8 protein-coding genes are annotated in these 11,961 nt (G+C 64.9%); 7 read left to right on the top strand and 1 reads right to left on the bottom strand.

What is annotated here, in order from left to right; all coding sequences use genetic code 11:
* Positions 1-157 precede the first annotated feature (157 nt).
* From VN461_12795 to VN461_12780, 4 genes are all read left to right on the top strand, one after another.
* Positions 158-1,453: a cyclic 2,3-diphosphoglycerate synthase gene (locus tag VN461_12795; GenBank protein HXB55658.1), complete on the top strand. Its 1,296-nt coding sequence runs from the start codon at positions 158-160 to the stop codon at positions 1,451-1,453.
* Positions 1,450-2,379 carry an ornithine carbamoyltransferase gene (argF, locus tag VN461_12790; GenBank protein ID HXB55657.1) on the top strand — a complete coding sequence of 310 codons (930 nt, stop codon included), beginning with the start codon at positions 1,450-1,452 and terminating at the stop codon, positions 2,377-2,379. Before VN461_12795 ends, argF begins: the two co-directional genes overlap by 4 nt.
* A gap of 52 nt (positions 2,380-2,431) precedes the next feature.
* Entirely contained in the window at positions 2,432-3,427 is a 996-nt protein-coding gene (locus tag VN461_12785; GenBank protein HXB55656.1) for a carbamate kinase, read from the top strand.
* A 219-nt stretch (positions 3,428-3,646) separates the two neighbouring features.
* Complete coding sequence (locus tag VN461_12780; GenBank protein ID HXB55655.1) at positions 3,647-4,828, top strand: hypothetical protein; 1,182 nt, start codon at positions 3,647-3,649, stop codon at positions 4,826-4,828.
* A gap of 23 nt (positions 4,829-4,851) precedes the next feature.
* Here VN461_12780 and VN461_12775 read toward each other — a convergent pair whose 3' ends face one another.
* Entirely contained in the window at positions 4,852-5,844 is a 993-nt protein-coding gene (locus VN461_12775; GenBank protein HXB55654.1) for an ornithine cyclodeaminase family protein, read from the bottom strand.
* A 371-nt stretch (positions 5,845-6,215) separates the two neighbouring features.
* Here VN461_12775 and VN461_12770 point away from each other — a divergent pair, with 371 nt between their 5' ends.
* From VN461_12770 to VN461_12760, 3 genes are all read left to right on the top strand, one after another.
* Positions 6,216-8,948, top strand: coding sequence for a TonB-dependent receptor (locus VN461_12770; GenBank protein HXB55653.1), 2,733 nt, complete (start codon positions 6,216-6,218; stop codon positions 8,946-8,948).
* A gap of 312 nt (positions 8,949-9,260) precedes the next feature.
* On the top strand, positions 9,261-10,988 hold the full coding sequence (locus VN461_12765) for a serine hydrolase domain-containing protein (protein HXB55652.1): 1,728 nt from the start codon (positions 9,261-9,263) through the stop codon (positions 10,986-10,988).
* 166 nt (positions 10,989-11,154) lie between these two features.
* Positions 11,155-11,910 carry a trypsin-like serine protease gene (locus VN461_12760; protein ID HXB55651.1) on the top strand — a complete coding sequence of 252 codons (756 nt, stop codon included), beginning with the start codon at positions 11,155-11,157 and terminating at the stop codon, positions 11,908-11,910.
* The last annotated feature ends 51 nt before the right edge of the window (positions 11,911-11,961 follow it).

Genomic DNA, 11,961 nt, shown 5'->3' with positions numbered 1-11,961 from the left:
GGCCGCCCAAGTCCAGAGCTCTCTGGGGCCTCCACGACCTTTGTCGCGGGGGCACGTCTTCACTTGAAAATCTGTGTCTAAGTGTTCTATACTTCACTTGTTCACTATTTGGGCAAGATGGGGGGCTAAATTGGCCAGCAAAAGGCGCGTGATCATCATGGGGGCCGCGGGACGGGACTTTCACAATTTCAACGTCGTTTACCGCGAGGCCCAGGAATCCGAAGTAGTGGCGTTCACGGCCGCCCAGATCCCGGACATCGATAGGCGCCGCTACCCACCGAGCCTTTCCGGGTCACACTATCCCCAAGGCATCCCGATTCACGCGGAGAGCGAGCTGACGACGCTCATTCGCGACCTGCAGGCGGACGACGTGGTCTTCGCCTACAGCGACGTTTCCCACGAGACGGTAATGCACAAGGCGTCCATGGTGCTGGCGGCGGGGGCCGATTTCCGTCTGATCGGGCCCAAGGCCACGATGCTGAAGGCCAAGGTGCCCGTCGTGTCCGTCTGTGCGGTACGTACGGGTTGCGGCAAGAGCCAGACCACGCGCCGCGTCACCGCCCTGCTGCGAGAGCAGCGCCGGCGGGTCGTGGCGGTGAGACATCCCATGCCCTACGGTGACCTCGCGCGCCAGCGTGTGCAGCGTTTCGCCCGCCTCGAGGACCTCGACCTGCACAGCTGCACCATCGAGGAGCGGGAGGAATACGAGCCGCACATCGCGGCGGGGAGTGTGGTCTATGCGGGCGTGGACTACGCGGCGATCCTCGCCGAGGCCGAGAAAGAAGCCGACGTCATCGTCTGGGACGGCGGGAACAACGACCTCCCGTTCTTCGCTCCCGACCTGGAGATCGTGGTGGCCGACCCGCTGCGGCCCGGCCACGAGGTCCGCTATCACCCCGGTGAGGCGAACCTCCGCCGCGCCCACGTCGTGGTGATTAACAAAGTTGACACCGCGGGCGCGGAGGCAATCGAGACCGTACGGGCCAACGTGCGGGCTCTGAACCCGCGGGCCATGGTGGTAGAAGCGGCCTCGCCCCTCTTCGTCGAGAACCCTCAGTCAATCCAGGGTAAACGTGTCTTGGCGGTCGAAGACGGTCCCACCCTCACGCATGGGGAGATGGGCTACGGCGCGGGCGTCCTCGCCGCTCGCCGTTTCGGAGCCGCCGAGGTCGTAGATCCTCGGCCCTGGGCCGTGGGCAGCCTGGCCCGGGTCTACGAGGCCTACCCGAACGTGGGCCCCCTGCTTCCGGCTATGGGCTATGGGCCCGAGCAGACCCGCGAGCTGGAGGCGACCATCGCACGCACCCCGGCCGACCTAGTCCTCATTGCCACGCCCATCGACTTGCGTCGCATCGTCCGCATCGACAAGCCGGCCCTTCGTGTCCGGTACGAGCTGCAGGAGATCGGCCGGCCCGACCTCCGGGATGCCCTGGCCGATATTGCGCGCGAATGAAGCAGCGACACTTCGTGTCCCTCAAGGACTACGCACGAGCCGAGATCCTCGAGCTCTTCGATATGGCCCGGGAGATCAAGAGTAATCCAGCAAGGTACGCTCAGGCACTCGCCGGCAGGACGCTGGCCATGATCTTTCAGAAGCCCTCCACTCGCACACGGGTCTCGTTCGAGGCGGGCATGTTTCAGCTCGGCGGCACGGCATTGTTCCTGGGAGCGGGTGACATCCAACTCCACCGGGGCGAGACCATCGCCGACACGGCACGCGTGCTCTCGCGATTCGTGAATGGCGTCATGGCCCGCGTGTTCAAGCACGAGGACATTCTCGATCTTGCCCGCCACGGGTCGGTGCCCGTCATTAACGGCCTTTCCGACCTCCTCCATCCATGCCAGGCCCTGGCCGATTACTTCACGATCCAAGAGCTCCGCGGTGAGCTCGCCGGACAGAAGATCGCGTACGTCGGAGACGGCAACAACGTGTGTCATGAGCTGCTGCTGGGAGCGGCGAAACTGGGAATGGCCATGAGCGTGGCCACGCCCGCGGGTTTCGAGCCGAACCCCCTCATCGTGAAGAGCGCCGTCCGCGAGGCCGACCGGGCGGGGGCACCAAGCCCGGTTTTCACCGCCGACCCCATAGAAGCGGTGCAGGGTGCAGACGTGGTCTATACGGATGTCTGGGCCTCCATGGGCCAGGAGGAGGAGGCGCAGGCGCGCCGCGGGGCATTCGAGGGGTTCACCGTCACGAGCCGAGTGATGGCCGCCGCCGCCCGCGACGCCCTCTTCATGCACTGCCTGCCCGCGCACCGCGGAGAAGAGGTGGCGGCCGAGGTCATCGATGGGCCGCAGTCGGTCGTGTTCGACGAGGCGGAAAACCGGCTCCACACGCAGAAGGCGCTCCTCGTGGCGCTGCTTTCGGCTCCTTCCTAACGACGCAGCTCTGCGCGGGCAATCGCGCCCCTGCGCGAGAAAGGTCGTGCCGATGTCCGGGACCGTCGTCGTGGCGCTCGGGGGTAATGCCGTCGCTCCCCCGGCCGAGCGCCCCACGATCGTCAACCAGTTCCGTCACACGCGCGAGAGCCTGGCTCCCATCGTGGAGCTCGCACGGCGCGGGTGGAACGTTGCGATCGTGCACGGCAACGGCCCCCAAGTGGGCGAAGAGCTCCTTCGCAACGAGACGGCTCGCGACCGTGTCGAGCCCCTCCCCCTGGGTGTGCTGGTTGCGGCCACGGCGGGATGGATGGGTTACATGATCCAGCAGTCGCTCCAGAATGCCTTGCGCCGCGCCGGCATCCGGCGTCGCGTGGTGACACTGGTGACCCAGACACTCTGTGACACCCGTGATCCTCGATCTAAGGAACCCGTGAAACCAATCGGGCATCCCCTCGCGGTTGCGCAGCGGGAGAGTCTGCGGCGCAGGAGCGTCCCCGTGGGGCGGGACGGTGCCGGGCGCTGGCGCCGCATGGCGCCGAGCCCTCGTCCAACCGCCATAGTTGAGAGTGACATCGTCCGGACCCTCGTGCACGCCGGCGACCTCGTGGTGACGTGTGGCGGAGGCGGCCCGCCCGTGTACGACGATCCGAAACTCTTCCTGGAGGGTGTCGACGCCGTGGTCGACAAGGACCGCGTGGCCGCAATTCTGGGCCGCGAGTTAAGGGCGGACGTTCTCCTCATCCTCACGGACGTCGATGCCGTTTACCGCGGTTGGGGGAAGCCCGGCGCTCATCCCATCCACCGGCTCACCCTGGTCGAAGCAGACAGCCTTCTCACCGAGGGCGAAACTCAGGAAGGCAGCATGCGGCCCAAGCTCGAAGCGGCGATCGACTTCGTCCGGGCTGGCGGCGCGCGCGCGGTCATCGCGGATCTGGGCCACGGCCTAGAAGCGCTCGAGGGCCTGGCTGGGACTACCGTGGTCAGCGGAGTGGCGTCTGAGCCTGCCGATGGGAGCCCCGCGACCGCGGCGCGCTACTCCGAGTGAGACAGGTCCTCCCGGAGAATGGCAGGAGGGCCCAGGAGACCCCGGAGATGCCTGGGTTCTCAGCTTGCCCTAGCCGAATTCCGGGGATGGGCGGCACAGTACCGTGTTTGACTTGTTCAACAAGTCAACAGCGGGGTACAATACCTTAAGACTCGATCGTAGGCCTTATGGCTCGATCAGCGGACCAGCCGTCGCAAGGCCCGCAGGAGGCGTGCGCCGATGAAGATTGGGGCCCAGCAGCAGGTCGACAAGAAGGAAACGACCACCGTGTTCGAACGGTGGGGCACCCGGCCTCTGATCAACGGAAAAGGTGTGTACACCGACCTGGGCGGGGCCTATATCTCCCCCGCCGTCTGGGCCCTGATGACAGATGCCAACCTCAACTCCGTCGACTTGATCTCGCTCCTGGAGGGGACTGGCCGGCGGATCGCGGAGTTGATCGGCTGCGAGTCAGCTCGAATAGTCCCGGGAACATCGGCAGGCATCGCTCTAGCCACTGCGGCCTGCCTCACGCACGGCGACGGGGAGGCGATCGAGCGCCTCCCGGACACGGTCGGTCTCAAGCGCAGCGTGGTCATCCAGCATGGTCACCGCTACAAGTACCTCCGCATGGCTTGGATGGCGGGTGCCCGCATTGTCTACGCGGGGGACGAGCAGGGAACGACGCCCGCCCAGCTCGAGGCGGCCCTCGATCCCGAGACCGTCTCCATGTTCCTTTTCGTGGGCCACCTCGATGGACGGGGCGGCACAGTGGCTTTTGACGAGGCCGCGCGCATCAGCCGGCGAAAGGGAATTCCTAGCTTCGTCGACGCGGCGTTCCTGAATTACCCGCCCGCTACCATGCGACGCTTCACGGATGCCGGAGCCGACTTGGTGTGCTATTCCGCCAAGTACTGGTACGGCCCGAACTCAGGCGGATTCGTTGCCGGTCGGCGCCACTTGGTGGAGTCGGTTGCCGCCGTGGACTTCACGCGCTTCGAGTCTGGCCCCGTATTGCGGTTTGGACGCCCCTTCAAGCTTGACCGCTTCACGGTCGTAGGGACCATGGCCGCCCTCGAAGAGTGGTTCGACACGGACCACGAAGCCCGTTGGAGGTCGTACGCGCGGAGGGTCGAGGTGATCGGTGCCGCCCTCGCCGGGGTCGCCGGCGTCACCGGCCGGCCGCGATTCTTCACCATGGAAGAGACCCTCGAGGGCACACCGGTCAACTGCCTCGAGGTGCGTGTCGACCCGGCCCTGGCCGGGTTCTCAGCCTCGGACCTTCAGGGGAGGCTCTCGGACGGTGACCCGCGCATCCTAGTCCACCTCTTCGACCCGAACTCGCTCATCATCGTGGTGGACTCGATGACGCCGGGGGCCGAGCACCTGGTAGCGCCACGGCTCCGCGCGGCCTGCCTTTGAAGTGGACGGGCTGAGCGGCTTAGCTACCCGCGCGCGCGGGCGCCTTCGCGCCCCGCTTCCTTGAGCGCGTAGAGTGAGATTGCCGTATCCTGCACTCCCACACCGGTGAGGTCGCAGACCGCGATTTGTTTCTCGTTCTCGCGCCCGCGCATGCGGCCGCTGGTCAACTCACCCAGCTCCAGGATCGAGGACTGCTGGTCCATAGTGAGGCCGGCAAGGGCGTGTTGCAGCTCCCCCAGCCTGAAACACTGGGACTTGAGGTCGCACGCGATTTTCTGCGCGCGGGAGAAGATTCGCGCGTCCAGCTCCTGCTTGCCTATGCCGTCGGACCCCATCGCGATGATGAGGAGGCCGTCGTGCAGGTCCTCCGCTCTCACGAGCGGGGCCCGCGACGCCGTGGCGGTGATTAGAATGTCGCTCGCGCGCACGACCACCCCGACCTCGGCCGCCGCTTTGGCTCTTATGCCGAGCTCCTTTTCTATATCGGCCGCACACGCGGCGGCCGCCTCGGGCCGGCGTCCCCAAACTAACACCTGTTCAAACTCACGGACGAGACGCAGCGCGCGAACCTGATAGCGGGCCTGGCTTCCGGAGCCGACCACCCCCACCGTGCGAATCGTGGCGGAGGCGAGGTATTTTGCCGCAATCGCGCCCGCTAGGGCGGTGCGGATCTCGGTCAAATAGCCGTTGTCGAGGAGGATCGCAAGCGGCACCCCCGTCTCCGAGCTGAAGACGATCATGAGGCCGTTCGTGCTGGGAAGGCCGCGGGCGGCGTTTCGATAGAACCCCGATGCGATCTTGACCGCGTAGCCCGGCAACCCTCGTACGAACGCCGACTTCACGTGGATCTCCGCTTCCTGCTCCGGAATGTCGATTCCGATCGGCGCAGGAACCAGAACCTTGCCCTGGGCCAAGAGGGTGAAGCCCTCCTCGACCGCGCTCAGCGCTTCCAACGTGAGGTCCACGCAAGAGCGGATCTGCGCCTCGTCCAACAGGAGCGGTCCTGGCTCGGACATGGACGGCTGGCCCCCTTTTAGAAACCAGAGTGTATCACGTGTCCCCGTGTTGAACAATATCTAGTCACCCCGACAGCGCCCGATGTCGGCGCTTCCTTGGCGCACCCCAGGAATGACCGCGCGGTGTAGTGCCCATTGGCCTTGGTTGGGGCTAGGATCTGCGAGCGTGTCGCCGGGACGCCTCGGCCGCAAGGCGAAGCTCTGACGAAAATGCGGCCGTCTTGCTTCATCACCCAAAAGAATCTTGACAAGGGATTGGCCTTGTCATATTGTTCAACACCTGGACATATCTCATGTCAAATGCCCCCGGTAGGGAGTCCGTGAGCCCTCGCGGAAGCGTCCGCAAGACTCTGGCCTCCAAGGAGATCCTTATGAGGAGACTCGCGATCACTGCCCTGGCCCTGGGGATCGGTAGCGGCCTAGCTTCTGGCGTCTTTGCCCAGACGACGACCGGAACCATCGTCGGGACGGTGCAGGATGTTTCGCATGGGGCCTTGCGTGGCGTGACCGTCTCCGTGGTTGGGGAGCGGATCATGGGGACGCAGAGCTCCTCTACGGACGACCGGGGTCAGTATCGGTTCGTCGGCCTCCCCCCGGGGGAGTACGAGGTGACCTTCACGCTCAAAGGCTTTGCACCTCTTCGGCGGACGCTGGTTCGCGTAACGGTTGGCGGCACGGTGGAAGAGAACGGCACCCTCGAGGTGGCGGGCGCGAGCGAGACCGTCAGCGTGCAGGCCAGTAGTGCCGTCGTCGACAGTCAGACCACCCAGGTGGGGACAACCTACGACCGGGCCTTCATCGACAACGCCCCCATTCAGCGGCAAAGCTTTTTCGACGTCCTGGCCAGCGCTCCGGGCGTGGACCCCAACGATCCTCGCGGGTTCCAGCCTTCCTCTTACGGGAGCATGTTCGACCAAAACCTCTACCAGCTCGATGGGATCGACCTCACGAACAACTTCGGGGGCGGGATACCGACCCTCGTGCAGCCGAGCACTGACATCATGGAAGAGGTCCAAATCATGTCCCTAGGGGCCCCGGCAGAGTACGGCAACGTTCAGGGCGCGGTCTTCAACGTGGTTACCCGCCAAGGCACCAACAAGTTCCACGGGGACGCGGCCTACTACTACCAGAGCGACGGCCTCAGCGGACGAAACACGACCCCGGCTGAAGACTTTGGGTTTCCCTTCACACGGGTGGCCTATCAAGACATTTCTGCGCAGTTGGGAGGCCCCGTAGCCAAGGACAAGCTATGGTTCTTTCTGGCCTATCAACATCGCAAGGATGCCTCGACGGTGCAAATCGCGCCTCAGTTCGCCACCAGCACAAAGGTCGACCACTACTTTGGCAAGCTGAATTTTCAGCCGACCGCCAAGCACACAATCGTAGGTGCTTTGAACTACGACGATACCGAAATCGTCTTCCCCCTTCACCCGGGCGAGGCCCCGGAGTCGCAGGAGGGTCGCAGGCGCCGGATATATTCACCGACCGTAACCTATACGGCCTTGTTCGGTGACCGGACCGTCCTCGAAACCCGGTATGCGGGCTTCTATACGAACGACAAGGATGGCACGCTCGGGGGCGCCCGTCAGATAGCAACGCGCTTCGAGAACCGGGACACCGGTCAGATTTCGGGCGCGGTCTTCGGTTGGTTCGAGTACAACCTCTCTCGAACAACGTTAGTCAGCAAGCTCTCTCACCACGCAACCGACTTCCTTCGCACCGCCCATGACTTCAAGTTCGGGGTCCAGTACAACAGTGCCCCGATCGACGGAGTGTACGGAATAAACGACCGCGTCTACCTGACAAGGGCCAATGGGCAGCTCCAGGGCTATGGCTACCAGTACACGCCGTTCGCGTACGGGGGTACTTCCAAGAACGTGGGCGTGTTTGTCGACGACTCCGTCCAAGTCGGCCGCCGCCTCAATTTGATAATCGGCCTGAGGTACGACTATACGCACACGAGCGCGTTCGCTGAACCCCAGCTGGACGCCGCTGGCAACCCCACTGGAAAGACGTTCCCTGGGATCGACTATTACACTTGGAATACCTTCTCGCCACGTATCGGCTTCAACCTGAAGTTGACCGAGGACGGCAAGACCGTCCTCAAGGGGCACTACGGACGCTACTATCGCGGGGGTATGACCGGGGAGTTCGCGAACGTGGTCCCCTCTGTATCGCCCACCTTCGCCGGGACCTGGAATTTTCAGACCCAGGCCTTTCAAGACCTCAGTCTCGCCTTTGACAACACAAACCAAGCGATCGACACGAACCTTAAGGCGCCCAAGACGGACCAGTTCACGCTCAGTTTCGAGCGCGAGCTGTTCAAAGACCTCAACCTGACGGCTAGTTACGTCCACAAGAGGTCCCGTGATTATCCCGGTTGGTTGGATGTGCGCGGCGTCTATACGCCCATTACGTACACGGACTCCCGCGGGGCCGGGGCGACCGGAGCGTCCTTCACCGTGCAAAAGCTGGTGAGTAGCCTCGACCAGCGATTCTTTCTCTTGACTACACCGGACGGCACGGCGTCAGACGTGAACGCCTTCAGCCTCACGGTTAGCAAGAGGATGTCTTCGCACTGGCAACTCACTTCATCGGTGGACTTGGTGCGCTCGCGCGGCGACCGGATCAACGGATTGACCGGGCAGCTGAACTTCAGTACGTTCGGGCAAGACCCGAATGACTACGTGAACTCCAACGGGCTCCTGGCCCGGGATCGCTTTGTAGTGGTCAAAGCCCAGGTTCTGTACACCGGCCTTCCCGGTGGTTTCACGGTGGGTGCCAACTACTACTACGCCGACGGCTATCCCATTCCGCGCATGGTTCCCATACCCGCCACCAACCTTCCGCGTCCGGTCAAGGCCCAGCCTCTCACGGACGGCCTTCGCTTCCCGAGCCTGAGCGTGCTGGACCTGCGCCTCCAGAAGGACATTCGCTTTGGGGGCGACGCCCGGCTGAGCGTTTTTGCCAACGTGTTCAATGTCTTCAACTCCTACGCCTTCCAGAGCAACCAAAGCATGAACGTTACTTCGGCCAATTTCCAACAGCCGAACCAAATCATCATGCCGGTGCGGGCAATGCTGGGAGCCAAAGTCAGCTTCTAGAGCCGGGTTAGGGGAGAGGAACCGCTGGCAGCCGGCCACGCATGCGGCGCATTCTGCCCGCGGAAGCCAGCCGAGCGTCACGCCGATCGGTGAGGTGTCCACCACCGATGGCCTCCCCGGCTGAGCTCGCGGGACCGACCGCTCGAGGCGCACGTTGAGTCCTTTCCGGAAATGCGCATATCGCCAGTTGGTCCCGTGCTGGTGGCCGAGCCAGCAGACCCTTGCCTAGAAAAGAGCGCCCGCGGCCGACCCACGCTGGGGGGAGGAAGATTCATGATACGAGCCACATCCGCACTACGATCAATCTCATGCTTGGGGATCTTGGTCCTCGTCGGGACCCGCCACGTCGCCGGGGCCCCCCCCGACACCTTCGTGGCGGATACTCGCGCGTATCTCACTCGGCTCGAGAAACTTGGCTTCGCGGGGGTGGTGCTGGTCGCGAGCAAAGGCGCGCCGCTTGTGGCGGACGGGTACGGACTCGCCGACCGCGAACGCAAGATCCGCTGGACGCCAGGAACGGTCTCTTCGATCGGCTCGATTACGAAGCAGTTTACGGCGGCGGCGATCCTCGCGCTGGAGGAGGACGGGCGCCTCCGGACCGAAGATCCGATAACGAAGCACATCGAAGGAGTGCCGGAGGACAAGCGGAGCATCACGCTGCACCAGCTGCTCACGCACTCCTCGGGGATCGTGGACCTGCGTGGCGCCGACGACTTCGACCCAATTGGGCGCGAGGAGTTCGTGCGCCGGGCCATGGCCCAGCCGCTCGCCTTCCCGCCCGGCCGTGGCTTCGAGTATTCGAACGCGGGCTTCAGCCTGCTGGGCGTGATCGTCGAAAAGCTCACCGCCGGATCCTGGGAGCGCTATGCGAGAGAGCGTCTCTTCCTGCCCCAGTCGATGTACGAGACCGGCTACGTCCTCGCGAGCTGGGGGGAGGGCCGGTTTGCGCAGGGCTACCGGGGTGCCGAGCGCTGGGGCACCATCCTTGAGCGGCCCATGAGGGCGGACGGCCCCTACTGGATCCTTCACGCCAACGGCGGCGTGCACGCTACGGCCTACGACATGCTCCGCTGGGCCGAGGCCCTGAGAAGCGGCCGGGTGCTGAAGCCGGCCTCGCTCGAGAAGCTGTGGTCTCCGCACGTCGCCGAACCGTCAGGGTCGCACTACGGCTACGGCTGGGATATCCGGGCGCTGGCGGACGGCAGTAAGCTGGTGACCCATAACGGCGGGAACGGGATCCATTACGCGGACTTCGCGATCGTCCCGTCAGCCGGCGCTGTCGTTTTCCTGCAGACGAACGTCATGGCGGACGTGCCCGTTGGCCAGTCGCTCCTGGGTCCGCTGGTCGAGCGGCTGCTCGCCGGCCGGCCATACCTCGACGTGCCGGATCGCATCGCCGTCGCGCCTGAAAGGCTGCGCGGGCTCGAGGGCGCCTACCGGCTCGCGGGAGACCAGGGCGCCTGGCGCTTCACTGCGGAGGCCGGCGGCCTCGTCGCCGAGGCCGAGGGGCCGCTGGCCTTCTCGCGACTCCACTCCTCCCGGCCGGTGGACGAGGGGCGGGCGGGGCGCCTCTGCAAGCTCATAGAAGAGGTAAGCGCGGCCGCGCTCCGGGGCGACTTCGAGCCCATGAGCCGGTCCCGCGGCGGCGACGTGCCCTCGGCCGCCCTTGCGCAGCGCTATGGGGAGTGGCGCCGGGAGCAGGAGGCGGGAAAGGGCCCACTGCTGGAGTGCCGCGCCCTGGGGGCGGTTTTTCAGCCCGAGCGCGACGTGACGCTCGTGCGCTGCCGATTCGAGAAAGGGACTGCTGACCGGGCGTTTGTCTGGGACGCCACCGGGGAGCGGCTGCAAGGCGTCTCGCTGCGGGGCCTGGAGACCCGATTGACTCTGGTCCCGGTCGGCGTCGACGCGTTCATGACTTGGGATCGCGGGTTTTCGCCCTCGAAGCCGGTCGTATTTGGACGGACACCGGACGGGCGCCAACGTGCCACCCTCGGCAGCGGGGAGTCGGGCGTGGAGGCGGTCCGAGCGGCCCCCCGGTGAGGCGCCGCCCGAGCCGTTCTAAGGTGGCTAGTTGCACCCTTCCCTTAGCAGAGCCCGCGCACTCATGGGCTGAGCAGGCCGAGCCCATCGGGTGTTCACCACGGGAGACAAAACAGTCAGGTGGTAGCTGAAGCTGCAGTCCGTCGGCCGCCGTCGGGAGGCTAGCATGAGGATATCCTTCCTTTGGGCTTTGCTCCTTCTGACCTCCGCGCCGAGTAGCATGGCGATCGTCGAGAGGCACGATCGGGATGACGGCCAGTATCTAAAACTGGGTGCGAGATTCGACGCCGTAGGCGAGGTCGAGCCCGACGGAAGCGGCACCCTTGTGGCGTCCCGATGGGTCTTGACGGCCGCGCATGTCGCCGCTGGGCGCGGGGGCGCCACTGCGGTCAAGTTTGGCGAGCGGCGGTATCGGGTCAAGCGAGCAGTGCTTCACCCTCTTGGGACGGCCGCTCGAGACCGCCCGCCCGAAGTCGACCTGGCACTGCTCGAACTCGAAACTCCCGTGGATGGGATCGCACCCTTGGAGATTTATCGCAGTCACGACGAAGCAGGCCGGACTGCATTTATCGTTGGATGGGGCGACTACGGCAAGGGAGGGACGGCACTCACTCACACGGATCACAGGCGGCGGGCGGCGACAAACCAGGTCTCGGATGCGGGACCACGCCGACTGTTCTTCTCCTTTGACGCCCCTCCCGCGGGGACAGACCTCGAGGGCGTGTGTGGGCCTGGCGACAGCGGCGGCCCCGCCCTGCTCGAGTCCGGCGGTCGTGTGCTTGTGGCAGGCGTCAGCTCAGCAGCGGACGGTCCGCCCGGCAACTACGGGCTCACCGACATCTTCGTGCGCGTGAGTGCGTACGCTGACTGGATCGACAAGACAATCCATGCCTCAGGGGCCGAACCAAAGGCGCAACCATGACCCTCCGCTGAACCCCTGCGTAGAGCGCCCAACGCTGCAAGGCAGCCAAGT

Source organism: Vicinamibacteria bacterium (genome assembly GCA_035570235.1).
In the GTDB taxonomy this organism is placed as follows: Bacteria; Acidobacteriota; Vicinamibacteria; order Fen-336; family Fen-336; genus DATMML01.
The sequence above is the reverse complement of the archived record's forward strand: the minus strand, read 5'-3'. Positions and strand labels throughout refer to the sequence as shown.

Excerpts from the sequence above, each read along its gene's own strand:
- VN461_12760 (HXB55651.1), top strand. The coding sequence starts at position 11,155 with ATGAGGATATCCTTCCTTTGGGCTTTGCTCCTTCTGACCTCCGCGCCG.
- VN461_12795 (HXB55658.1), top strand. The coding sequence starts at position 158 with ATGGGGGCCGCGGGACGGGACTTTCACAATTTCAACGTCGTTTACCGC.
- argF (HXB55657.1), top strand. The coding sequence starts at position 1,450 with ATGAAGCAGCGACACTTCGTGTCCCTCAAGGACTACGCACGAGCCGAG.
- VN461_12780 (HXB55655.1), top strand. The coding sequence starts at position 3,647 with ATGAAGATTGGGGCCCAGCAGCAGGTCGACAAGAAGGAAACGACCACC.
- VN461_12770 (HXB55653.1), top strand. The coding sequence starts at position 6,216 with ATGAGGAGACTCGCGATCACTGCCCTGGCCCTGGGGATCGGTAGCGGC.
- VN461_12785 (HXB55656.1), top strand. The coding sequence starts at position 2,432 with ATGTCCGGGACCGTCGTCGTGGCGCTCGGGGGTAATGCCGTCGCTCCC.
- VN461_12775 (HXB55654.1), bottom strand. The coding sequence starts at position 5,844 with ATGTCCGAGCCAGGACCGCTCCTGTTGGACGAGGCGCAGATCCGCTCT.